Here is a 24,507-nt window from a genome sequence, read left to right on the forward strand (position 1 = left end):
CCCTATACTTTGATTTCGTATCTCTGGAGACAAAAAATATGCTGTTAATTACGCTGCGGAAATGGCGTGCCCAGGCCCTGATGATGGTGTCATTAATCGGATTGGGTATCACATTACCCACACAGGCCGCCCAGAATCTGCCGAAGGTTCAACCGGTCATGTCCTGTGCCGCTGTCAGCACGCTGGATTTTAGCCATGACAATATCGGTGCTGACGTCAAAATCACTGCTACCGGTGAACTGAAAACCCCGCAAGGAACGTTTTGCAAAGTCAGCGCCACGCTGTCCCCCAGCATCGGGGTTGAAGTGGCCCTGCCCCAAACCAACTGGACACAACGTCTGTTGCAGGTAGGCTGCGGCGGGTTGTGCGGCAAAATAAATCTGAGCCTCTCTAATGCCAGCGGTTGTGTACCTGCCATGAACGGGGAATTTGCCGTCGCCACCACCGACATGGGCCATTCCGGCAATGTAATGGATGCGTCCTGGGCGGAAGATCCCCATCGGCGCATCGATTTCGCCTATCGCGCTAACCACGTGACGACGGAATTCACTAAGGCGTTGATCAAAGCCTATTACGGCCAACAGCAGAAATTTGCTTACTTCATGGGATGTTCCGACGGCGGACGTGAAGCGCTGGTGGAAGCACAACGCTACCCGCATGACTTCAACGGCATCTCTGCCGGTGCGCCCGCCGCGTGGTTCACGACACAAAACTCGTTTTACCACGGCTGGGATGTCACCGCTAACCAGCGCGCGGATGGCTCCTACATTTTGCTGCAAAGCCGTCTGCCGCTGATCCATCAGGCTGCGTTAGCCCATTGTCCTACCCTGTCCGGGGTTAATGATGGCCTGCTGGCGAATCCGTTTGCCTGCCGCTTCTCACGCAGTTGGATCCCGCAATGTAAAGCCGGGCAAGCGGATAAAAGCCACTGCTTAACCGCAGAAGAGCTGGATGTGGTAGAGAAGCTGTATACCGGTGCGCGTGACAGTCAGGGTCATCAGTTTGTCCCTGCCGGACTGCCTGTGGGGTCTGAATTACGCTGGCCTGCCCCGGCAACCGCTGATGGCACCTCCATGGCTGTTCAGATGGCACTGCCTGCCCTGCAATCGGTGCTGCTGCCGGGCGGCAAACAACCCATCACCAAAGTCTCTGATTTTGCCTTTAACCGTGCCAACTTCGACAGAATTTCTGAGCTTGCTCCGCTGTATAACGCCACCAACACCAACCTCAAGGCGTATAAAGCCACCGGCGGTAAACTCATCCTGTGGCACGGTTTAGCCGACGACTCCATTACCCCGGCCAGTACCGTGGCGTACTTCCGTGCGGTGCAACAGTTTATGGGTGCAAAACAGGTGGATGCCTTTGCGCGCCTGTTCCTGCTGCCGGGCGTCGGGCACTGTGGCAATGGTGAAGGACCGGATCAGATTGATTTGCTCAGCGCGTTGATGAGCTGGACTGAAGACGGTGCGGCACCGAAAGTGCTGTTTGCCGGTAAGCGAGTCGCGGCGGATGTCCCGCCTGCACCTGCGCCAGCCAATCAAGCCAGCGCGTCCAAAGATGCGGCGGCCGCATTCCATGGCGTTGCCAAACCGAGCATTCCGGTTGCCGCACAGCCTGAAAAAGTCACGATGACGCGCCCGGTCTATCCCTTCCCGTATATTGCGCATTACAACGGTAAAGGCGACGTCAACGATGCAGCCAGTTACCATGCCGTAAAATCAACGGCCTATGACAATATCAAGTTGAGTCAGCCGGTGAGTGAGATGCTTAAACCGGATAACCAGCGTTGGTATCACGTGGTGAATGGCAAGCTGCAAAGCGAGTGATCCGCGTAGTGTAAGGTAATAACCTGGATGAGATGCCGACTGAATGACTTTCAGTCGGCATTTTTTTAGCGAAAGGGGATTACGCCTGATGGCCTGCGGCCTGTTCGATGGTTTCCATCGCGCGGAACAGCACGTCAGGAGTGATCTCCATCGGCATCAGGTGAATGGTCTCTTTGGCACGCAGGGTATGCGCGATCATCGCGTCAATTTGTCCACGGTTGGCGATATCGATGTTCAGATCGCGCAGGCTGGTCGGCAATTGCAGCTCACGGTAGAAACGCAACAGCAACTCAAACTCCGCCTGATCCTTCTGCAACGCCACCTGCACCAGAATGCCGTAGGCCACTTTAATCCCGTGCAGAATTTCATGGGTCTGCGGCAACACGGTCATGCCGTTGTGTACCGAGTGCGCCGCCGCCACACGCGTGAAGCGCTCACCCAGGCCACCAATCAAGCCACCCCCGGCAATGATCGCATCCACGACGGCAATGAATTTCTCCGTTAACACGCCCTGACGCTGTTCCGCCAGCACATCGGCACTGTCACTCAGCAACAGGTCTTTCAGACCACGGGCGATATTAAGGGCGGTGCGCGCCAGGTAAGGCACCACTGGCGAATCCGGGTTGCTCACTAACACGCTGGCCTCGTACCACTTCGCCAGCGTATCGGCGATCCCGGCTAACAAATAGGGCGCGGGCGCTTGCAGAATGATTTCGGGTTCGACCAACACCAGTTGACATCCTCCCCCACCTTCACGCTACGCGACTCAGGTGGGGGATTCCCATTACTGGGTAGCTGACTGATTGCTCAGTAGCGTGGTTCCTGCTTCATCGGACGGCTTGACTACGCCGTTCCTCCACAGGCAAGCACGGCATGTCCTGCCGCTAAAATATTACGCGCGCCGTTTATGTCGGCGTTCTCTGTGTAGCCACACTCCAGGCAAACAAAACTCGATTGTGATTTCCGGTTTTCTTTTGACGTGTGACCGCAACAGGCGCACTTCTGGCTGGTATAAGCTGGATTGATAGCCAATACCTGCCCACCTGACCATGATTGCTTATACTCAAGCTGGCGACGTAGTTCACACCAACCCTGATCTAATATCGCCTTGTTCAGACCTGATTTAGCCGCAACATTGCGCCCTGGCTCGCCTTTTGTACCTGCCGCTGATTTTGACATGCTGGAAACCTTCAGGTCCTCAATCACTATCATCGCGTGGTTTTTGCTGATGGTTGTCGTGACTTTGTGAAGGTAATCGCGGCGGATATTGGCGATATGCACGTGTAAGCGGGAAATTTTCGCCTTCTGTTTCTTCCAGTTCGCGCTGAATTTTACTTTCCTGGCCAGCTGCCGCTGTAGCCGCGCCAGCTTCGCCTGATTCTTTTTAAAGCTGTTTACCGGCTCAAAGACCGTACCGTCGGACAGCGTGGCCAGCTTGCTGATACCCGCATCCAGTCCGATAGCGGATGTTGACGGGTGTATGGGTTGTTCAACCTCCGTTTCGACCTGAAACGAGATATACCAGCCGCCAGCGTGCTGGCTGACGGTGGCGTTTTTGATTTTGCCCACAACGGCGCGGGACTGACGGAACTTCACCCAGCCCAGCCCGGACGGCAATTTAACGCGCTTGCGGTCAAGCTGGCAGTATTTGTCAAAGTTGACGAACCGGATTGAATCGTTGCCCTGGCTCTTGCGCTTAAAGACCGGCTTTTTAGCCGCCAGGCGATTATCAAAGCACCGCTTCCATGCCCCGTGCAGATCTTTGAGTTTCTGCTGGAGGTTATCGGTGTACGCTTCAGACAGGAACACCAGCTCGGGCAAGCCCTTCCATACGGTCAGCATTTTATTCAGCGTAAAGGCGTTGGGCAGCTTTTGCCCGGCATCCAGCATGCGCTGCGTTTCTGCCAGGCCATAATTCCAGATGAAACGCGCGCAGCCGCACATCTGGCGCAGTCGTTGCGCCTGTGCGTCCGTGGGTTCCAGCCGGTATTTATACGCCTTCAGGATAAGCATGTGCATTCAGTGCCTGGTTAATTAATGCTGGATAAATAACCATGCATTTTATCTTAAGTCAAGCCGCACCGAAGTTTTTAAAGAAAAGAAGACATAGCGGATTTTTGCTGCATTTTCGCCGCGTCTTGTTACTAAATGCTGACAAAATACCTTAGGTGAACGACTCATTATGCGCATCGGCTCGCGTGTGGCCGAAATAAGTGGTGACTTCGGGGCGGAACTGAAAGCGTGTGACGGCGAGGCGGCTCATGTTCACGTGCTGTTCGAATATCCACCACGGTGTCGCTATCAAAGCGGGTTAACAGCCTGAAAACCGTCACGGGTCGAAGGCACTTAAACGGGGCATGAAAACCCCAGCGTTTTCAATACCGCCTGTCATTATTGGTGCAATCCCGAAGAGGGGCAGACGAAAAAAGAGGTGAAAAAAAAGATGCCTGGTACAGGGAGGAGGATGTGGGGTTTACCGGTATACGGACTCCCGACAGAGGCGGTTTACCCCTGCCTGTCCATATGCCGCAGGTTATAATCCAGGGTGTTAAGAAATCCGATCACCGTTTCCAGCTCTTGCTTCTCCAGCCCTTTAAACAGATTCATGCGAATATACAGTAGCTCCTGATGCAGACGATCGTTAAAGGCTTTTCCCGCTTCACTCAGGCTCACCAGACGCACTCGCTTATCCCCTTCGGGTGAATGGCGAATGATGAATCCTCGGTTTTCCAGTAACAGCAGGACTTTAACCAGGGTAGCGCTTTCTATGTTCAGATGTTCCGCAAGCTCTTTTTGCTTCAGGGGTTTGCCCACTTTGGCGAGGAAACGTAACGGCAACGCACTCGCTTCCGTTAAACCGTACTTCATCAACGCATTATCCAGCTCGCGCCGGTAGAGACGTGAAATAACCAACAGCCCGATACCCAGCTCTTCATGGATATCCATGATCTCATCTTGCTTGTGCATAGTTGCCCTCCGCGCGGCAGTATAGCACTGAAACCCCCTGTTTTTAGGGGTTTTCATGCCCACCCGGTGACAGACAAGACCCGCATCCCGCACAACAAATTGTTAACATATTGCATTAACACATCGCGCAAATGTGAATAGCATGTAAAATGTAATTAGCTAGCTAAGCTAACTATTTTACTCACATTAACGCGAGAGAACGACATGGAACACGTTTACGACTACATCATTGTCGGTGCTGGTTCAGCCGGTTGCGTCATCGCCGCGCGTCTGCTTCAGAAAACCGATGCCAGGGTACTGCTGTTGGAAGCGGGCGGAAAAGACAATAGTCTGTTCGTTAAAATGCCGGCAGGCGTCGGTAAAGCGATTTTGACCAAAACCTGGGACTACACCACTGAACCGGACCCTGCGACGTCCAATCGGCGCATGACGGTTGCTCAGGGTAAACTTCTTGGCGGCAGCAGTTCGGTGAATGGCATGATCTACATTCGCGGGCAGCGCGAAGATTATGACAGTTGGCAGGAGGAGTACGGTTGTACTGGCTGGGGTTACGATGACTTGCTGCCCTATTTCAGGAAGTCAGAGAACAATGAGAGTCTGGCGGGCGAGCAGCACGGCAACCATGGCCCCCTTTTTGTCAGTGAGAATCGCTATCGCCATCCGTTAAGCGAAAGTTTTATTCGTGCCGGACAGCAACTCGGTTATTCCTACCGGAATGATTTCAATGGTGACGACCAGCAAGGCGTGGGATTTTACCAGACCACGACGCACAATGGCGAACGCGCCAGTACAGCGAAAACCTATCTACGCAGCGTGCAGAATAACCCCCGGCTGCACTTGCAGCTGAATGCGCTGGTTCACCAGATTGTGATTGAAAATGGAACCGCCACCGGCGTTGTTTTCCAGGATCACGCCGGGCATAAAACGACTGCCAGCGCGAATAAAGAAGTGATCGTCGCGGCGGGTGCCATCGGATCCCCTAAATTACTGATGTTATCCGGGATTGGGGAAAAAGCGCATTTAGCGACCTTCAACCTCCCCTGCCATGCAGAGTTGCCGGTGGGGCAAAACTATCATGACCATATGCACCTGTCGGTGAACGCTTCACTCAAGCTGCCGTTGTCCCTGTATGGTCAGGACCGTGGATTAAACGCCGTCAAAAATGGCCTGCAATGGATGGCATTCCGCACGGGGGTGGTGACCTCCAACATTCTGGAAGGAGCAGCATTTGTTGATACTGCCGATCAAGGTCGGCCTGACGTACAGATTCATTTCTTGCCAGCCCTGGATAGCTGGGATGACCCAGACGGCTACGGCAAAGATGAAACGCACGGGATCACCTTGAAGGTGGGCCATCTCAGACCGCGTTCACGCGGTGTACTGGCGTTAAGCAGTGCCTCACCCACAGACAGCGTAAAAATCCGCGCCAATATTTTGCATCATCCTGATGACCTTGCCGGTCAGGTCCGCGCCGTAAAACTTGCCCTGCAATTTTTGAATACCCCGGCGCTGCGTCAGTACACCAAACGCATTTTTTCACCGGGGAACGTCGTTGATCAGGGAGACAGCTACTCACTTTCCGATGACGCCATTGAGGCCTTTGTGCGGCAAACCTGCAAAACCGTTTATCACCCGGTCGGCACCTGCCGTATGGGAACTGATCCTAAAACGTCCGTGGTGGATTTGGCGTTGAAAGTGCACGGTATTCAGAAGCTGCGCGTGGTCGACTCTTCGGTTTTCCCCTCGATCACCAGCGCCAACACCAATGCCCCGGTGATCGCCGTAGCCGAGAAAGCGGCAGACCTTATTTTGCTGGCGCAAGTACCATGATGTGATACTCAGTGCACCCTGAGCGGCGAGTGAAAAATAACACCGGTATTTGTCGGTTGATATTATCCGCAGCATGGACATTGCGCTGTAAGTACTTTCTGTCAGCGTATTTATGGGCTCGCTACGGATATTGAAAATCCCTGGAAGGCTGTTATTTCACTAATCACCACAGATGCCAGTAAAGAATCACTTACTGGCATCTTTGCTAAAGGCGTTTATTTATCTCGCTGTTGCAGATGGCTGACCAGAATTGCGCCTTCCGTTTCATTATGCAGGATGGCTTCTTTCGCCGCCTCTTCCGCATTGCCGTTATTAAGTGCATTAATGAGTGGCAGGTGTTGCTCGACAATGTGTGCCGGGCTTGCTACCAGCGCATCACTTGAACGAATACAGATAAGGATTTGAGACTGGATCCTGGAATACTGATCGATCAGACGGCTGTGTCCTGAGAGCTTGATGATGGTGCTGTGCAAGTTCATATCAGCCGTGGCGATTTCACCTTTGCTGCCCTGCTGGCACGCCGATTTTAATAAGCCGAACGCGTCGGTGATAGCACTGGTGACGTGGCCAGAAGCGGTATCTTCGCCGACTTTTTTCGCTACGATTTTCGCCGCCAGCGCTTCCAGGCTGGCTCTGAGCGTATACAACTCCCACGCATCTTCTGGCCCCAGCGTCATGACACTCCAGCCCGTATAGGGGATCTGGACAATCAATCCCTCCTGGACGAGTTGATGAAACGCAGTACGGATGGTGCTGCGAGAAACGCCCAGCTGTTCCGAAGAGTGGATTTCGGTCAGTCGCGTGCCCAGCGGGATCTCTCCAGAGACGATCGCTTCACGCAGCACATCAGCAGCCTGAACTTCGGCACTGCGCTTTTGGACTTTTTTGATTTTAAACGAGGTATTTTCCATCTGAGCAATTTACGGTTGCACAGAGTCTGTTGTCAAACAATTGTGTGGGTCTTGCTACATGCTTCAAGCAACAGAACAGGCTTTTTATACACGGCTCGCCAGGCTGACTTGCATCGCTACCCACCGGTAGATTAGAAAGCGTGTTCGCTTCGGTCATTTTGCATCCTCCCTGAGAGTTTGTACGCTGCGTAAAATCTGGTGATACTCTCCCCTGTTTCCTGGTCAGATTTCACGTAGCGCTGCCTGTATAATGAATTAGCGCGAGGCTCGCGAAAAATAAAGCACCCCGAAAGGTGCTTATTCATTAACCTGAAACTCACCCAGCCGTTTTAGCTCAGTGTTTTAACCATGCGTGAACCGCCGGTAGCCTGTGCCGTAGGGAAGACTTCAAGGCGGGAAACATCAACATTTTTAGGTAGTTGCAATGCAGTTAGCAGCAGTTTTGCGATATCCTCAGGCTGGATTGCTTCATAACCGTCGTACAATTCACTGTTGATATTTTCGGCGCTGATCGCTGAACGATAGAGTTCGGTTTGCACCCTACCCGGTGCGATTTCGGTCACGCGGATCCCGGTGCCTAACAGATCGCAGCGTAAGGCATCGCAAAAAAGACTGATTCCCGCTTTGGATGCGCCGTACACGGCGGCATTAGGGTGCGCGACTCTCCCTGCGCTGGAACCCACAAAGAAAATATGTCCCTTTTTACGTGCCACCATCTGTGGTAACACATCTCGCGTCAGCTGAAGTGGGGCTTTTAAATTGATATCGAGCATGTTTTCAATTTCTGCCGGATCAATCTCCTGAAATGATGCTCGTGTTGATAACACGCCCGCATTATTGATCACCACGTCAATGTCATACTCCGCTATCAGTGCACTGATCGTTGCACGATCGGTCACATCCGCAGCAATCGCTTTGACACCCGCGAGGCTACTCAGTGCTGACAGCTTCTCTTTATTACGTCCGAGAGCAATCACTGAATATTCTGCTGCGCTCAGAGCCTCAACAATGGCTTTGCCAATGCCGCTGGTTGCACCGGTCACCAGTGCGGTTTTATAGGGGGTATCAAGCATAGATATAACCGCCGCTCACAATAACATTTTCACCGGTGGCGTAACTATTACGCGCGCTGCCCATCATCAAAATCCATTCAGCGATCTCCTCTGGCTCAGCCGCACGTCCCAATGGGTTTGCCGAAGCCAGTTCACCCAGGAAGCCAAGCTGGCGCGCACGTTCCGTAGCAAAACCTGCCGGAGCGACGGAGTTCACTAATATCTGATTCTGCGCGCAGGCCTGTGCAAACGATTTAGTGAGGCTGACAACCGCGGCTTTAGTGGCAGCATAGTGCGCGTTTTGCGGGTGAGCTTTGAAGGCATCCACGGAGGTGACATTAACAATTCGGCCAGTGACTGCGGGTGCGTCTACGAACTGTTGCATGTGACGCACTGCGGCGACCATCATGTGGTAAGTCCCTTTGATATTTACCGCGTTCTCAATATCCCACTGTTCATCACTGATATTGAAAATATCTTCACGAGGATAAATAGCGGCGCTGTTCACCAGGCAATGGATGCGGCCTAATTCATCGACTAACTGATTAAATGCAGCATGTGCACTCTCTTTACGGGATATATCCCCCACCGCCGTGGCAACAATGACGCCAGATTTGCGTAGCTCATCGGCTGCAAGGTTCATCAATTCTTCATTACGATCAATGATGCCAATCTTACTTGCCCCGTTTTTACAGAAAAGTTTTGCGGTAGCAAGGCCAAGACCAGATGCCCCGCCCACAATGACAACTGTCTGGTTATCCATAAAAGACTCCTGAATGAAAACTAAATTAACTCCCAGCAATGACGTTAAATTAAACCCTCAGATAGCTGTCATTAAATGAATCAACCTGAGTATTTAACCTGTGCTTTGAACTGAACTCATAAGATGTAAGATGAATGATGTCAGACAACTCGTCAACTCAAAGTTTCTCGTTATGCGGCTTCTGTGATCGGCTTCAAAACTGCAATTTTGGCACTATTTCAACATCAGAGACATCATTAACTATTTGAATTTATTTGGTTATATTTAATTTAGGGTTGACTCACCCCTGTTACCCGCTGATTTTGGTCATAGGAAATCGCGATGACAGTATCCGTGCCTTAAGCCCGGTATGCGCAAAACTATCAGGCATCCTCCACAACCCCGGCAATGTGATTGCTGTGTTTAAACGAAGAAACGAAATATCCAGCCAGCTAAATAAAAACGGTGGTATTTTCTTATTATCACGCGCGGATACCATTGATCGGTGAGTTTGACAATATTTCAGTAAAAAATATATCCATGGATCAATAAATTAAAAATGTGGTATTAAAATCACGCTAATAAAAGCCACATTGAATGTATAGACGGTAATGAGAGAAATCCATGACACTTCAACAGCTTAACTATTTTCTCACTGCAATCGAATCCGGTACTATTTCTAAAGCGGCAGAGATGTTGAAGATTTCTCAGCCTTCTATTTCGGATCAAATTCTCAGGCTGGAAAATGAATTAGGCACGAATCTTTTTATCCGCACCAACCGTCGATTAATTCTGACCGAAGCAGGACAGAAGTTGGAGCCCCATGCCAGAATTGCGATTCAGGCGGCGCAAAACGGCAATCAGGCCGTGCAATCGGTGAGAGAGCTGAAAGATGGTATCGCCTCCTTCGGCACATTTAGTTCTGCTTACCAGTATTTCCTGACCGATTTAATCTGTGAATTTCATGCAAACTACCCCGGAGTTAACCTGAAGATTATTGGTCCTAACTCAGCGGAAGTGGCACAGGCGGTGATTGATGGCGAAATCGAAGCGGGCCTGGTGATGTTGCCGATTAACGCGAAAAATTTATCCGTCAGTGAACCTGTCTGGTCGACCGAACTGGGCTACGTCACCGCAGATAGTGAGCGAGCTAAAGGAACAAAAGATATTCACGCGTTGCTAAATTCACCGTTGATACTGACCGAAGCCACGTGGCGCAATAGTGATCCGATCCGCAAAATTTTAAATCAGCGTGCGGAAGCGGTAGGTGCAACATTGAAACCCGTCATTGAAATTGAGCATCAACAAACGGCATTCGAATTAGCCTCGCGTGGGGTCGGTGATATGTTGGCCTCTAAACCCATTTTGCATCATCTGGGTTATGGCGAAAGGCTGAAATGGACAGCGCTCACGCCCCCTGTCTTTGAGAAATTCGCTTTTATTCACCGTGCTGATACGGCGATTTCACCCGCTACACGCGAGATTATTCAGATGATGAAACGCTATCTCAGTCGCTTAAAAGCCTCAAGTGAAGATATGGAAAACCTATGAACCCAACGACTTTATAGGTGGAGCCTATATGACCCAAAATTTTACCCCTGTTCATAACCTGGGTTATACAGCCTAGAACTATATCAAGCATTGCACAGGCATAGTATGGGGAGAGAGGGTTTTTAGAGCGTTGTAAAAATGGATTTAATCACCCTGTCCATTTTTTATTATGACTGGTGATTATCATCACATAATATCTGAAGTTTATGAGCAAAGGCTTATTTTCAGGGCCAAGACTAGAAGATTATTTTCGCCTATCAGATCAAATCAGACAGGATAATAAAATGAAAGATACTCTTATAACTCCTTACTCCGAGGGGTCTCGTTGTTATGATACTGGATACAATGATAAATTAACCATTAACAAAACCACATTGCCAAAAACGGTTGCAGGTGTGACGTTAGGCAATATGGTGGAATGGTTTGATTTTGCCATTTACTCCGCGATGGCCATGATCATGGCGAAAGTTTTCTTCCCGGTTTCAAACAATAAAACAGAGATGATCGCTATTTATGCCACCTTTGCAGCGGGATTTGTCATACGACCTTTAGGGGGGTTCATCTTCGGTCCCATTGGGGATAAGTTTGGTCGTCGTACTGCTTTAGTGGCAAGTATCAGCGTGATGTCTTTATCTACGTTGTTGATTTCTATCATTCCTTCCTACCATTCCATTGGGATGCTGGCACCGGTTCTGTTGGTGCTGTGCAGGATGCTGCAGGGGCTGTCAACCGGGGGAGAATATGGTGGTTCCTGTATTTTCATCTCGGAACACAGCCCGGACAAAAAAAGAACGTTTCTCACCAGTTGGTTAGAATTTGGTAATATTCTTGGTTTTCTCGTTGGGGGGATTATTGTCAGTATCATCAGCCATACTTTAGGCGAATCAGTGATGCTTGCATGGGGTTGGCGTGTACCCTTTGCTATCGCCGGATTAATGGGCATAGTGGCAATTTTTATCCGTATGCGGGTTGATGAGACGCCAATATTTAAAGAGATGCAGAGTGAGAAAAAACGTTCTCCGCAGATAAAAACCTCTTTTGTCACTATTATCGCCAAAGAGTGGAAACAGTTATTGCGCTGTGCCGGCATCGTGGCAGCCTTCAACATCAGTTACTACATTATATTAGGTTACATCCCTGGGTACTTATCCAGTTTCTTAGGCAAGTCACAAGAGTTTAGCGCCAACCTCTCCCTTATTTCGACGCTGGGATTATTAGTTTTCATCCCACTCTTTGGTTATTTCGGTGATATTTTTGGCAGAAAGCGCCTGTTGCAGATTGGCTGCAGCGTGATGATTCTGTTTTCTGTTCCGGCATTTATGGCGCTCAAGAGCGGTGACACCGTATTCATTATCATCAGCATGTGCGTGTTAATTGCAGGAATGCTCTTTTTTGAAGGCACCATCCCCGCAACGTTAACCTCCCTGTTTGGACACAAGGCTCGCTATAGCTGCTTTGCAATCAGTTATAACCTTTCGGTATCCCTGCTCGGCGGAACCGCACCCCTGTTAAATACCATGCTGATTGAGAAGACGGGATCGACGCTGGTCCCCGCCTATTATTTAATGGCGGGTGCCTTGATGGGTATTCTGGCGATGTGGGGCATGAAGGACTACACCGGGAAACCCCTGCCTGCGGATCAATCCTGATGTCCTGAAGAGAGCAGATAAGTGGCGGGTGCGCCGCCACTTTAAACATCAGCGGCGACGATCACCAGACATAGGCTGCCCGGTTTTGTCTTCCGCCGCCATGACCGCAACTAAACCCACAGCGGCACCGGCGATAAGATACCAGGCCGTAATAAAAGGGTTCCCCGTGACTTTAATCAGCCAGGCGTTAAACATCGGCGCCGTGCCCGCAAATAACGCGACCGCCACATTGTAGCTGATGGCCATACCAGTAAAACGGAATGAAACCTGGAACAGTGAGGGGATTTTAGCCAGTATGCATGACAGCAACATTGAAAGAAGCATATTCAAACTGAGCAAGGCCAGAAACTGCAAGGCAATCTCCCCCGAGCGTAATGCGATAAAACAAGGAAAAGAGAAAATCATCATGCCCAGATAGCCGTATGACATAATTTTTTTACGGCTAAGTCGGTCCGCAAGCTTACCGAACAGAGGAATGGTCATCATCAGGAAAAACATCGGCACCACCGTCATCAGCAGGCTTTTCTCTGCGGTTAAATTCAAGGTGCTCACCAACCAGCTTGGCATGTAGGTCAGAATAATGAACAACGGGATATTGGCGCCAATGATTAAACCCGAAGAGATAAGCAGCGATTTTTTCTGTGTGGCTAAGCGGGGTCGTGACACAGATTTAGCAGCCTGGTTTTCTTTAACAAACAGGGGGGACTCTTCCAGCTTATGGCGAATATAGAGGCCTATCAACGCCATCGGTGCTGCCAACATGAATGGCAAACGCCACGCCCATTGCAACAGAGCATCTTCAGTGAAGCTAAAATGTAACACTGCCGTGGTCAGAGCACCGAAGATAAAGCCGCTTATACAGCCCACTTCGACCCAGCTGGTCATAAACGTTCGATGTTTATCCTGACTGTGTTCGGCAACAAAGATGGAAGCACCGGCAACCTCACCGCCACTGGAAAAACCCTGGATCAGCCGCAACAGGATCAGCAAAACCGGCGCGGTAACCCCAATACTGGACTCTGAAGGTAACAGGCCAATACAGAATGTCGCGGCGGCCATCAACAACAAGGTGATATTGAGTGCAGTTTTACGGCCGATTTTGTCGCCGATGATACCGAACACCATTCCCCCTACCGGTCTGGCGATAAAAGCCACGGCAAAGGTCGCAAAAGAAGCAATCAACTGAACTGCCGGTGCGGCATTGGTGAAGAAAATTTTACCCATAACGGCAGCCATATATCCATACACCGAGAATTCGAACCACTCGATAAAACTGCCAGCCATTGCCGCTACCACTACCCTCTTCAACGCTTTACTCCCTGTATGTTGGTCTGATGCACTGTTAACCGTCAAAGGAATCGCATTTTCAACATTAATTTTATTCATCAATCACTCCAGTAAATGGCAGCAAGGCAGACCAGAAGCGCATGCGTTCAGAAGTTTAAGATATCGGTAATAAGATGTTTTCATGATGCCAGGTTAACATTAACAATTTAAATAATGTTAATAATCATATGAATAGGTGTGATGAGGTTCGCATTTTCAATTTGTTTAGTTGTCTGTCATCTGATAACCTGACCAGAATATATGCTATGTTAACGATGTTAAAGTGTTATTGGAAAATCATATGACACCGTTAACAGTGATACGTAATCAATATGTTTGATTTTAGGCAGTCAATGTCGGGAGCAAATTAGTGGAACGTGAATCGATGGAGTTTGACGTCGTCATTATTGGCGGCGGCCCTGCCGGGCTTTCAGCAGCATGTGCGTTAATGAATCAGGCCAAAGAGAAAAAACAAGAGATTAGCGTATGCGTGATTGAAAAAGGCTCAGAAATTGGTGCACATACACTTTCCGGCGCTATTCTTGATCCTCGTGCCCTTCAGGAACTGTTTCCGGATTATATAGAACGCGGTGCGCCGCTCGGCGTGCCGGTATTAAAAGATGAGATTTATTATTTCACGGGTGAAAAATCAGCGCGCCCGCTTCCTCATTCATTGATCCCCACGCCGATGCATAATACGGGCAACACCATTATCAGCCTGGGTAATTTCTGCCGTTGGCTGGCACAGCAGGCGGAAGCGGCCGGCGTCGATATATTCCCCGGCTTTGCGGCTAAAGAGATCATCTATGATGAAGCTGGCACGGTAAAAGGCGTATTGACCGGTGATATGGGGATTAAATCGAACGGTGAATTAAAACACAGCTATACGCCTGGCATGGAGCTGTTGGCAAAATACACCCTGTTTGCTGAAGGATGCCGAGGACATCTGGGAAAACAGCTGATCAAGCAATTCCAACTTGATAAAGACGTCGATCCACAACACTATGCGCTCGGCATTAAGGAGTTGTGGGATATACCCAAGGAACTGCATCAGCCTGGATTAGTGATCCATGGTAGTGGCTGGCCGCTGAATGAAGGTGCGACCGGCGGTTCATTCCTTTATCACTGCGAGAACGGGCAGGTTTCGCTGGGCCTCATCACTGATTTGTCCTACAGCAACCCTTACCTTAGCCCCTTCGATGAATTCCAGCGCCTCAAACATCACCCGGTGTTTAGCCACTATTTGCAGCACGGGAAACGGGTCGCCTACGGCGCCAGAGCGATCGCTAAAGGGGGGTTGAACTCACTGCCCAAAATGCATTTCCCTGGGGGATTACTGATTGGTTGTGATGCGGGAACGCTGAATTTCGCCAAGATCAAGGGTACGCATACCGCCATGAAAACGGGCATGATCGCTGCAACGGCGATTGTTGATGCCCTGAGTCAACATGAGCAGCCACCTGCTGACCTGACGGCATTCAGCGCCCTGTTCGCTCAATCCTGGGTTTATGATGAGCTGCATTCTGCGCGCAACTTTGGCCCAGCAATGCACCGTTTCGGCACGCTGCTGGGTGGCGCATTTAATTATCTCGATCAGAACTGGTTTAAGGGCAAACTGCCGTTTACCTTGCACGATCGGACACCTGATTATCAACGTTTGAAAAAGGCCAGCCTTTGTAAACAGATAACCTATCCTAAACCTGACGGCATTCTGAGTTTTGATAAATTATCATCCGTTTATCTGTCAAATACGAATCATGAAGAAGATCAACCGTGCCATCTGGTGTTACGCGATCCTGCGTTACCCATCAGCCTGAATCTTCCGATTTATGCAGAACCCGCCCAACGTTATTGCCCGGCGGGGGTTTATGAAATAACCGGTGAAGGGGATAATAAAAAACTACAAATCAATGCACAGAACTGCGTCCACTGTAAAACCTGTGACATTAAAGATCCTTGTCAGAACATTGACTGGACCGTACCAGAAGGTGCTGGCGGCCCCAATTATCCAAATATGTAATCGGTGCACTGGAAGAGCCCTCTTCCAGTGTCAGTTGCTCTGTTCATCCGACAAATAACTTTCCAGGTCGCTGTAATACTGCGATGCGTTGGACAGGTGCGCACGCATTAAATCACGGGCTTCTGTGCAATCCTGTTTTTCTATCGCCTGGAGCAGCGCTAAATGTTCCGCGATGGAGTTCGCACGGTAAGCGTTGTTGGAGAAACGGCGCGCGCCCTTGTATTTAATACTCAGCCCTAGTGTGATCTGATTTCGCAGATAGACTAAAAACTCAGAGAAGTATTTATTGCCGGTGGCCTCAGCGATAGCAAGGTGAAAATCGAAGTCTTCCAGGCCGATATCACTCTCATTTTCGGAATAAGCTTTCTCGAGTTTTTTATAAGCGGCAGTAATCTTCTTCATTTGCTGGGTGCTACGTCGCTCGGCGGCAAGACCGGCAGACTCAATTTCAACCGCCTTGCGCAATTCCTGCATTAAGGCAATATTTTCGAGATCTTTGACATCTTTCGTGGAGATCTTGAACGGCTCAGAAGGCAAAGGATCAATGACGAAAACGCCAATACCCTGACGCGATTGCAGTAATCCATCGGATTTGAGCGAGGCGATAGCTTCACGGACGACGCTGCGGCTTACATTATATTTACTTATAAATTCTTTTTCCGTTGGAAGCTTCTCTCCCGGGCTGTACTTACCGGAACGAATATCCGAACTGATTATTTCGACCAGACGTTCAGTCAGGCTACCTTTTCGGCCAAAAGCTTCAGTATTATCAATGTGTAAGGGGTCGTTATAAAACATAAGTTTGCTCGACATTTGATTATTTTAGATATGTCAGATGATATCATATGATCTGACATTGGGAGGCAATAAGTACTTAAAATTAACATAATCTTTAATAAAAATGCAGCCCGGGCACTGACATGCAACACCCGGGCTGAGTGGATAATTTAACCTATTTAAATCAGCTAGTTATATATAAATCCTTCCAGTTCTCGCAGCATCATAGCAAAGGCAGACAGTTCATCCGCGCTAATTCCCGGTGCCTCCCCTGTCATTTCATCCCATTTTTGTAGCGGTTTCTTATATTTCTCCAGCCACCGGTTCACCAACTGTTCGCCAGAATAGTCGGCATCGTCGTCCTGTTCGATAATACTGCGTGAAATATTGCGCTGACAAAGTGTGAGGTCATACAGCCAGGTTTCACGGGCCAGAGACTGCCATTCGTTTTGCGGGTTATAGTTTTCGACGGCCGTTGCCAGCTGATCGAGCTTGAGCCTTTTTTGCATAAAAATATAAAGCGGAGCGACCTGCGCCACCGGCTTTTGGTAGGTTGACGCCGTATTCGCGATATCAAGGAAAGAGAGATAAAGGTCATAACAGTCAATGACCTTTAGCAGCTGCGGATGCACACCTTCCCGCTCTGCATCAGGCTGAGTCTCACTTTTCAGCTGAAGTGACAGCTGTGGCAGCAATGCTTCATAGCTCACTAAATCACGCTTAAGTTGCGGTAAACGCAGTAAGAGCTGCTCTGGGTCAGTCATATTCAGAGAGATGCCGCGCGCAGCATGGCTGACAAAGCGCATTAACAGGCTATAAATGTCCGACTGCTCTGCCCATGTCAGGCTGTTGCCCGCGCGCTCAGCTTCACACCACAACGTATCCAGGGAGAACAGCTCTTTAAGTCCTAACCATATCAGCGCAATATTGGCTGCCGACATCTGACGCAGCTGTTGTAACTGCCACACGAAGCTGATACCTAACCGATTTACCATCTCATTGGCCACCTGAGTCGCAACGATTTCACTCAGCAGCGGATGGTCCAAAATATCTTCCGGATACAACCTGCCCAATTCCACCGGAAAAGCTGAAAAAGCGGATTCCCGGGCAAACGGATGGCTGGCGAGTTTCTCATCGATAAATGCTTGTTTCAGCGAACTTTTGGTATATGAAATCAATACCGCCAGTTCTGGTCGGCTCAGGCCTTTACCCTCTTTTCTGCGTAGCATCAGGGCGGCCTCATCGGGGAGGTATTCCAGGTCGCGATCAAGCCCAGCCTGTGTTTCCAGATAGCGGATTAACTTGATGTTGCTTTCCGCCTGCTCAACGGCCATTTGCTGAGCCAGACTCAGTGCCAGAGCCTGGTGCCGGTTATTGCTGAGCACGCAGCTTGCTACAGAACCTGTCATTGATTTTAACAGCGTATTACGCTCGTCAATCGTCATCTGGTGACGGGCAACCCGCAGATTCAGCAGGATTTTGATATTCACTTCGTGATCAGAGCAATCGACACCGCCGGCATTATCGATAAAGTCAGTGTTAATGGCGCCGCCCTGCGCGGCAAATTCGATGCGCGCCAGTTGAGTGAGCCCAAGATTGCCGCCTTCCGCCACAATATGTGTTCGCAGATCCCGGCCATTAATGCGTAATGTATCGTTGTTCTTATCCCCTACATCACTGTCACTCTCATGGCTGGCCTTCACATAGGTGCCAATACCGCCACTCCATAACATGTCACACTCGGCGCACAGGATGTGTTTGATCAGCTCATCAGGCGGCAATACCGATGCGCTGATGTCAAAGCGTTGCTGGATTTCAGGCGATAATGTGATGCGCTTCAGGTCGCGGGAGAAAATACCGCCCCCCTCAGAGAGGCGCTCGGGACGATAATCACTCCATGCCGAACCTGGCAAATTAAACAGCCTGACACGTTCCTGATAGCTGGTTTTACAGTCAGGCGCAGGATCGATGAAAATGTGGTTGTGATTGAACGCCGCAATCAGTTTGATTGCCGGGGAGAGCAACATGCCGTTGCCAAAAACATCACCGGCCATGTCGCCAATGCCAATCACGCTGAAGGCGTCTTTTTGCGCATTCAGCCCCCGTTCATAAAAATGCTGTCTGACCGATTCCCATGCGCCTTTTGCGGTGATGCCCATTTTTTTATGGTCATAGCCCTGGCTTCCACCAGAAGCAAACGCATCGTCCAGCCAGAAATTTGCCTCGCTGGCGAGCTGGTTCGCGATATCGGAAAATGTCGCGGTGCCTTTATCGGCGGCCACGACTAAATAGGGATCTTCATCGTCGTAACACAGCGTGTTGGCGGGGGGAACGGTCTGACCTTCGATCAGATTGTCGGTAAGCGATAACAAGCCACGGATGAAGAGGCGATAGCAGCTGATCCCTTGCGCCACGGTTTCTGCCCGGGTGGCATTTCTGACTGGCTGACGAACAATGAATCCCCCTTTAGCGCCAACCGGAACAATAACGGCATTTTTGACACGCTGCGCCTTGACCAACCCAAGGACTTCGGTGCGGTAGTCTTCACTGCGATCAGACCAGCGCAACCCACCGCGCGCAACTTTACCGAAGCGTAGGTGTACGCCTTCCATCTCAGCGTTGTAGACAAACACTTCAAAGAGTGGGCAAGGCTGACGCACCCCACTGATTGACTGAGGGCTGAATTTGAAAGCGATAAAAGGTTGTGCCTGAAGCGTTTCGGTCTGTTGCCAGCCAGAGGTGCGCACAATGGCAAACAGGACTTCGGTGAATGACCGTAACACCCGCTCTTCATTCAGGCTCTTTACCCCCTCCAGGCAACGTTCCAACGCCTGTTTTTGTTGTTCGCAGTGTTGCTCACGTTGGGCGATGTCCGGTGCAAAGCGGGTTTTGAACAGCGAGCTGAAAATCGCGGCCACGGCGGGGTAATTGTTCAGGGTTTCAATGATAAAGGGCTGACTGAACCCCAGGCGCAGCTGATGCATATAGCGAGAGAGCGCACGCAAAATCATCACGTCAAAACCACGCAGTCCGGCATCCAGTACCAGCCGGTTAAGGCGATCGTTCTCACTTTTTTTGCTAATCACATCAGCGAGATTATCTTGCCACTGCTGCAGAACCTGAGAAGTGAGGTTTTCGGCACTACCGACATAAATCAATGAAAACTGATGTATCCAGCATTTCCCTGTCAGCTGGGTATCAATCATCCAGGTATTTTCACTTTCAACCTGCACGCCTGCATTATCGAGTACCGGCACCACGTCTGACAGCATCAGGGGATTCGTCGTACTGAAAATTTTTAATCCCATCCTTTCTGACTGCACGTTGGAACCACGATCCACCCGCAGATCTGGTGGGCTATCCGGTGTTAACGCTGCCAGACAGAGAATATCGTTTACTGCGTCCTGCGCCGAATGATGTTCCTGATATCCGAGCGAGAAGGCTCTGCCAAAGCGATAAAACAACGCATTTCCTGCTTCCTCCCCAAGGCGTTCCTGCAAGGCTGCATGCAGTTGATCGTCCCATGACAGGGAAACCGAGGCGATAAGCGTCTGTAACCCTTCAATGTTCTCAACCGGCGGCTGCCCCGGATCGCGAGAAAGGTAAAAATGCGTCCGTGACAAAATAGAATCACTGTAGGTGGTACTGAACGTCAGCGTCGTGGCGGAAAAATAGTCGAGCAAGACCTTTTGCACCCGGAGCCGAAGGGCTGTGCAGTAGGTATCTTTCGGCACGTAATATAAAACGGAAATGTACGCCTGGCCGGGATCGATACGGGTAAACACCGATGCCCCCCGACGCTCTTGTAAATTATAAATGCCCATCGCGGTCTGCAATAATTCACTGGTGGTTGCGATGAGTAACTCTTCCCACGGGTAAGTATGCAGAATTCTGGCTAACTCTCGCGATCGGTGTCCGGTGGTTTGCAAACCGCTCAGCTTTTTGACCCTGACAATTTTTTCCCTGACCAGGGGAATCTGTTCCGGTGGCGTCAGTATCGCCGTGGTGGTGAAAATGCCATAAAAACGTGAAAGGTTCTTCCCGTCATTATGATCAACAATAATTTGGTGGAAATGATGATTACGGTAGAAGTCACAGCGTCGGCGATCCCTTTTTACACTGAAGATCGGGTTGTGCTGACCGAGGTTCAGAGAGGCATATTCACTGTCGCCGGGTGTGAAGTCGAGTGGTCCGGTTTGTCTGGTGACTGTGGCGGTCTTATCATCATGGTTGATCGCTAACTCTTCATGCGCGAGGAACAAGAAATTTTCTTCGCCCAACCAGTCGATAAACGCTCTGGACTCGTGAATCTCAGTTTCTGTCAGCGTCTGGTCATTGGCGATGCGCTTCGTGACCTGTACGGACAGCATTCTGATCATCGCAGTACGCTGTTGTCTGGCCTGATACAAGATGCGCAATGTTTCTGTCAATCCGGACTCGATATCGTGCAGCATCGTTGCTTCACTATGGCGGTCTATCTCAACATAGATAATCGCCTCTGCTCGCGCATCCTGTATCACGGGTGACATCGGATCCTGGTAACAGGTCACGTGACCTTCTGCATTGCGCACAACATCGATGACTGCATTTTGTAAGTAATGCATCGTGATGTTTTTGCGATTCAGTTCGGTGCGAACGGACTCAATCAGCCAGGGCATATCTCGCGCAACAATCACGATACAGGAAGGTGACGAAAGATCGCTGTGTTCATGGCTGGCTGGCGTAATAAGCCGCAGAGTGGCGCGCTCTGCCGGTGAATGTTTCATGGCTTTCCAGCATTGCTGTAATATGACCGCATGCTGTGCCGGGCTCTTTTCATTTAACGTTTCAACCGGCAGCGCGCGCAAAAATAGGCGGGAAAAGCGGAGATAGTCCTCATCATTAACCTGAGCATCATGTCCGGCCGCCAGCGACAGCGCCTGCCTGATTAAAGGCTGTTTATCTTGTGAACGTCTGTTTGTCATTTCTCGATTCTCGTGGAAAACAGGCATTCAGAGCACGGCGTCTCTTATTATGCGCTGCTGCTTTCGACCAAAAATATTGGCAGTCACACTGCCAATAGCCAGATTCATGCCACTGTAACCAGGGGGCTATCATTGTCTGTTACTGACATTGCCATGAAAAAATGATCGTCCTTGATCGACACACATGGATTATCTTAGTCAAGAAATAATAATATTAAATTTGGCCTCATCATTCCGATACGTAGAGGTCTATTTTCCCTTTTGGGATACCAGTAAATGCTCCCCAGTAGTAACAGACAATCGCAATCGCCGCGACAACATACAAATCATAAGGATGTGGGATGATATTCTTCCCGCCAAATGAACCGAGATAAGAGATGGCAGTTAACAAAACATAATAGCCAATTAACCACAGCGAAGATTTAATTTGCTGGCCAAGACTGACATAGTCTTGCGGGACCACTTTGCTGAAGCACAGATAAGCGATATAGAGCACAATTTGTGAGGCAAACAGCCAACTTAAGTTATTCCAACCACACCAGTAAACAATTAACGTGGCAATCACGAAGGAAACTGGGCCAACTATCGCAAAACTTCTTAAGTAGAATGGACGCTTAAGTTCGGGGGCGTTACGCCGCAGCGCCGCCACACATACCGGTGCAATCGCATAACTCAACACCAGAGAGGCCGATACCACGCTGATCATTGCTTCCCAGGAAGGGAACGGCAAGGTCCAAAACACGGCAAGAGCGAATGTTAGCCATAGCGCAGGGCGCGGAATTCCCGATTCTTCATCAACTTTGGAAAAAATGCGGAAGAAGGTACCTGAACGTGACCATGCATAAACAATGCGTGGCGTCGCATTCATATGGATATTACCGCAACCGGTGGGTGAAACGATGGCATCCATCACAATAAGGATGGCCAACCAGCCAACGCCGAGGTAAATGGCAATGTCGTGAAAAGGAAGTTTAAAATGCGCAGCGACCCCTGCCCAACCATTCCCAAGGAATGTCACTGGCACAGCACCGAGGAAAACCACCTGGAGCAGGATGTACAAGATCCCCGAAATCACAATGGATAAAATCAGTGCAATAGGGATCGTTTTTTGTGGATTCTTAACTTCACTGGCCACAGAAACAATCGGTGTTAACCCAAGAAAGGCAAAAATTACTCCGCCTGCTGAGACCGCCATTTCTACCCCAGTGAACCCCATTGGAGCAAATCCATGTGAGGTAAAGTTTTCAGGTTTAAAAAAGGTAAAAAGAACAATGATTAGTAGGACCGGGATGGCAAATTTAAGGATGCTTATAAGATTATTGAACGTCGAGAAGGTTTTGATACTGCGGTAATTAAGCGAAAAAAAGAAACAGAGCATAACAAACTGGAGTAACCAACCCATCATTGTTGGAGTACTGGATCCAAAATGATTGAGAGAAGGAAACCAGGCGGCGGCGTATTGTCTTGCGGCTACCACCTCGATTGCAATCATACTCGACATATAAATAACAGTAATCAGCCCTATTAGATAACTCATAAGAGGACCGTGGGATGTCATCAAGTAACTGATTGCCCCCCCTGAACGAGGAAGAGCAGCTCCCAGCTCACAATACACCAGCCCCAGTGCTAATACTGCGACAGCTGCAAATATCCAGGAAAGAATACCCGCAGGGCCAGCATATGAGGCGACATAACTAGCTGAAAACAACCAACCCGATCCAAAAACCGTACCAAGGCCAATAAATGTCAAATCAAATGTTGATAACTCTTTTTTGAAATGCGTCGCCTGGTTACCGCTCGCTTCATCGCCTCTGAAAAGTATTGCCATTATTACCTCTGACTTTCTGCCTGCCATTTTATCTCGTGTTTATCTACCGAAATAAAAAGCATCACCTTGGGGTTTAATTAAAGAGAAAGTAGCGGGAGTGTGTAAAACACTCCCGTTATAAATAATGATTAATATTATATTTTGCTGGTTAATTCAGGTAATACATCAAACAGATCGCCTACTAAACCATAATCAGCTACCTGGAATATAGGTGATTCATCATCTTTGTTGATCGCAACAATGATTTTAGACTCTTTCATTCCGGCTAAATGCTGAATAGCACCGGAAATACCGACGGCAATATAGAGATCGGGCGCAACGATTTTACCGGTCTGACCCACCTGAAGATCATTTTGCGCATAGCCAGAATCAACCGCCGCGCGAGACGCACCCACCGCTGCACCCAGTTTGTCTGCCAGTTGTTCCAGCAGCGCAAAGTTCTCGCGGCTACCTACGCCGCGTCCACCGGAGACCACAATGCGCGCAGCATTCAGTTCCGGACGCGCGGTTTTTTCCAGCTGCTCGCGGACAAAGCTGACTTTGTCGGATTTAAACACCTGACTGAGGGGTTCGATTGACGCATTGCCAGAACCTGACTCAACAGGCGCAAAACTTGAGCCACGCACGGTGATGACTTTCAGGCAATCTTCGGATTTTACCGTTGCAATGGCATTTCCGGCATAGATTGGGCGCTTAAAGGTATCCGCTGACACCACCGCGATAATGTCTGAAATCTGAGCTACATCGTACAGTGCCGCCACACGCGGCAGCACGTTCTTACCCTGAGTCGTGGCAGGCGCCAAAATGTGGCTATAACTCTGTGCCACCTCCACGATCAGCGGCGCAACGTTCTCCGCCAGCTGATGCGCGTAGGCTTCATTATCGGCGACGAATACCTGCGTCACGCCGTGAATTTTAGCCGCAGCTTGCGCGACAGCCTGACAACCATAACCGGCAACCAGTACGTGGATTTCGTTACCGATCTGTGCGGCAGCCTGCACGGTGTTAAGGGTGATGGGGTTCAGATGCAGGTTATCGTGTTCAGCAATGATGAGCGTTTTCAT

The 24,507-nt window shown here is 49.7% G+C and carries 16 protein-coding genes and 1 pseudogene; 6 read left to right on the forward strand and 11 right to left on the reverse strand.

From position 1 onward, the window contains the following. The first annotated feature begins 38 nt into the window (after nt 1-38). Nucleotides 39-1,826, forward strand: coding sequence for a tannase/feruloyl esterase family alpha/beta hydrolase (locus F3J40_RS07895; RefSeq protein WP_167013483.1), 1,788 nt, complete (start codon nt 39-41; stop codon nt 1,824-1,826). A 79-nt stretch (nt 1,827-1,905) separates the two neighbouring features. On the opposite strand, the gene F3J40_RS07900 is transcribed toward F3J40_RS07895, so the two are convergent. Both F3J40_RS07900 and F3J40_RS07905 read right to left on the reverse strand, forming a co-directional pair. Next, nucleotides 1,906-2,556: a dehydroquinate synthase/iron-containing alcohol dehydrogenase family protein gene (locus F3J40_RS07900; RefSeq protein ID WP_369410926.1), complete on the reverse strand. Its 651-nt coding sequence runs from the start codon at nt 2,554-2,556 to the stop codon at nt 1,906-1,908. A 113-nt stretch (nt 2,557-2,669) separates the two neighbouring features. Then, complete coding sequence (locus F3J40_RS07905) at nt 2,670-3,839, reverse strand: RNA-guided endonuclease InsQ/TnpB family protein (RefSeq protein ID WP_167013486.1); 1,170 nt, start codon at nt 3,837-3,839, stop codon at nt 2,670-2,672. Between the two features lie 184 nt (nt 3,840-4,023). On the opposite strand from F3J40_RS07905, the pseudogene F3J40_RS07910 reads away from it, so the two are divergent. Then, nucleotides 4,024-4,178, forward strand: a pseudogene (locus tag F3J40_RS07910) (transposase); the annotation flags it as partial. A 153-nt stretch (nt 4,179-4,331) separates the two neighbouring features. Here F3J40_RS07910 and F3J40_RS07915 read toward each other — a convergent pair. Beyond that, nucleotides 4,332-4,793, reverse strand: a complete 462-nt coding sequence (locus F3J40_RS07915; protein ID WP_167013488.1) for a MarR family winged helix-turn-helix transcriptional regulator — start codon at nt 4,791-4,793, stop codon at nt 4,332-4,334. A 204-nt stretch (nt 4,794-4,997) separates the two neighbouring features. Between F3J40_RS07915 and F3J40_RS07920 the strand changes: the two genes are divergently transcribed. Further along, nucleotides 4,998-6,623, forward strand: a complete 1,626-nt coding sequence (locus tag F3J40_RS07920; RefSeq protein ID WP_167013490.1) for a GMC family oxidoreductase — start codon at nt 4,998-5,000, stop codon at nt 6,621-6,623. 215 nt (nt 6,624-6,838) lie between these two features. On the opposite strand, the gene F3J40_RS07925 is transcribed toward F3J40_RS07920, so the two are convergent. From F3J40_RS07925 to F3J40_RS07935, 3 genes are all read right to left on the reverse strand, one after another. Continuing rightward, nucleotides 6,839-7,534: a GntR family transcriptional regulator gene (locus F3J40_RS07925; protein WP_167013492.1), complete on the reverse strand. Its 696-nt coding sequence runs from the start codon at nt 7,532-7,534 to the stop codon at nt 6,839-6,841. Nucleotides 7,535-7,863: 329 nt separating this feature from the next. Continuing rightward, the gene (locus F3J40_RS07930; protein WP_167013494.1) at nt 7,864-8,607 is read right to left on the reverse strand and encodes an SDR family oxidoreductase; all 744 of its coding nucleotides are present in this window, start codon (nt 8,605-8,607) and stop codon (nt 7,864-7,866) included. After that, complete coding sequence (locus tag F3J40_RS07935; RefSeq protein WP_167013496.1) at nt 8,600-9,349, reverse strand: SDR family NAD(P)-dependent oxidoreductase; 750 nt, start codon at nt 9,347-9,349, stop codon at nt 8,600-8,602. The genes F3J40_RS07930 and F3J40_RS07935 overlap by 8 nt, the downstream gene beginning before the upstream one ends. Nucleotides 9,350-9,952: 603 nt before the next feature. Here F3J40_RS07935 and F3J40_RS07940 point away from each other — a divergent pair. Further along, a complete protein-coding gene (locus tag F3J40_RS07940; protein ID WP_167013498.1) occupies nt 9,953-10,879 on the forward strand; it encodes a LysR family transcriptional regulator in 927 nt (308 codons plus the stop codon). Between the two features lie 284 nt (nt 10,880-11,163). After that, nucleotides 11,164-12,528, forward strand: a complete 1,365-nt coding sequence (locus F3J40_RS07945; RefSeq protein WP_167013500.1) for an MFS transporter — start codon at nt 11,164-11,166, stop codon at nt 12,526-12,528. Nucleotides 12,529-12,576: 48 nt separating this feature from the next. Here F3J40_RS07945 and F3J40_RS07950 read toward each other — a convergent pair whose 3' ends face one another. Beyond that, a complete protein-coding gene (locus tag F3J40_RS07950) occupies nt 12,577-13,914 on the reverse strand; it encodes an MFS transporter (RefSeq protein WP_167013502.1) in 1,338 nt (445 codons plus the stop codon). A gap of 325 nt (nt 13,915-14,239) precedes the next feature. On the opposite strand from F3J40_RS07950, the gene F3J40_RS07955 reads away from it, so the two are divergent. After that, a complete protein-coding gene (locus F3J40_RS07955; RefSeq protein ID WP_205297285.1) occupies nt 14,240-15,874 on the forward strand; it encodes an electron transfer flavoprotein-ubiquinone oxidoreductase in 1,635 nt (544 codons plus the stop codon). Nucleotides 15,875-15,904: 30 nt separating this feature from the next. On the opposite strand, the gene F3J40_RS07960 is transcribed toward F3J40_RS07955, so the two are convergent. From F3J40_RS07960 to F3J40_RS07975, 4 genes are all read right to left on the reverse strand, one after another. Continuing rightward, a complete protein-coding gene (locus F3J40_RS07960) occupies nt 15,905-16,672 on the reverse strand; it encodes a FadR/GntR family transcriptional regulator (protein ID WP_017345964.1) in 768 nt (255 codons plus the stop codon). Nucleotides 16,673-16,839: 167 nt separating this feature from the next. Continuing rightward, complete coding sequence (locus tag F3J40_RS07965) at nt 16,840-21,615, reverse strand: NAD-glutamate dehydrogenase (RefSeq protein ID WP_167013506.1); 4,776 nt, start codon at nt 21,613-21,615, stop codon at nt 16,840-16,842. Nucleotides 21,616-21,844: 229 nt separating this feature from the next. Beyond that, nucleotides 21,845-23,443, reverse strand: coding sequence for an APC family permease (locus F3J40_RS07970; protein WP_167013827.1), 1,599 nt, complete (start codon nt 23,441-23,443; stop codon nt 21,845-21,847). 134 nt (nt 23,444-23,577) lie between these two features. Further along, complete coding sequence (locus F3J40_RS07975; protein ID WP_167013508.1) at nt 23,578-24,507, reverse strand: electron transfer flavoprotein subunit alpha/FixB family protein; 930 nt, start codon at nt 24,505-24,507, stop codon at nt 23,578-23,580.

It is taken from the genome of Candidatus Pantoea multigeneris (assembly GCF_011752615.1).
In the GTDB taxonomy this organism is placed as follows: domain Bacteria; phylum Pseudomonadota; class Gammaproteobacteria; order Enterobacterales; family Enterobacteriaceae; genus Pantoea; species Pantoea multigeneris.

Bases quoted from the DNA above. Each gene is read 5' to 3' on its own strand.
- F3J40_RS07960 (WP_017345964.1), bottom strand. From the start codon at position 16,672: ATGTTTTATAACGACCCCTTACACATTGATAATACTGAAGCTTTTGGC.
- F3J40_RS07905 (WP_167013486.1), bottom strand. From the start codon at position 3,839: ATGCTTATCCTGAAGGCGTATAAATACCGGCTGGAACCCACGGACGCA.
- F3J40_RS07955 (WP_205297285.1), top strand. From the start codon at position 14,240: ATGGAGTTTGACGTCGTCATTATTGGCGGCGGCCCTGCCGGGCTTTCA.
- F3J40_RS07930 (WP_167013494.1), bottom strand. From the start codon at position 8,607: ATGCTTGATACCCCCTATAAAACCGCACTGGTGACCGGTGCAACCAGC.
- F3J40_RS07970 (WP_167013827.1), bottom strand. From the start codon at position 23,443: ATGGCAATACTTTTCAGAGGCGATGAAGCGAGCGGTAACCAGGCGACG.
- F3J40_RS07925 (WP_167013492.1), bottom strand. From the start codon at position 7,534: ATGGAAAATACCTCGTTTAAAATCAAAAAAGTCCAAAAGCGCAGTGCC.
- F3J40_RS07965 (WP_167013506.1), bottom strand. From the start codon at position 21,615: ATGACAAACAGACGTTCACAAGATAAACAGCCTTTAATCAGGCAGGCG.
- F3J40_RS07975 (WP_167013508.1), bottom strand. From the start codon at position 24,507: ATGAAAACGCTCATCATTGCTGAACACGATAACCTGCATCTGAACCCC.
- F3J40_RS07895 (WP_167013483.1), top strand. From the start codon at position 39: ATGCTGTTAATTACGCTGCGGAAATGGCGTGCCCAGGCCCTGATGATG.
- F3J40_RS07920 (WP_167013490.1), top strand. From the start codon at position 4,998: ATGGAACACGTTTACGACTACATCATTGTCGGTGCTGGTTCAGCCGGT.
- F3J40_RS07935 (WP_167013496.1), bottom strand. From the start codon at position 9,349: ATGGATAACCAGACAGTTGTCATTGTGGGCGGGGCATCTGGTCTTGGC.
- F3J40_RS07940 (WP_167013498.1), top strand. From the start codon at position 9,953: ATGACACTTCAACAGCTTAACTATTTTCTCACTGCAATCGAATCCGGT.
- F3J40_RS07945 (WP_167013500.1), top strand. From the start codon at position 11,164: ATGAAAGATACTCTTATAACTCCTTACTCCGAGGGGTCTCGTTGTTAT.
- F3J40_RS07950 (WP_167013502.1), bottom strand. From the start codon at position 13,914: ATGAATAAAATTAATGTTGAAAATGCGATTCCTTTGACGGTTAACAGT.
- F3J40_RS07915 (WP_167013488.1), bottom strand. From the start codon at position 4,793: ATGCACAAGCAAGATGAGATCATGGATATCCATGAAGAGCTGGGTATC.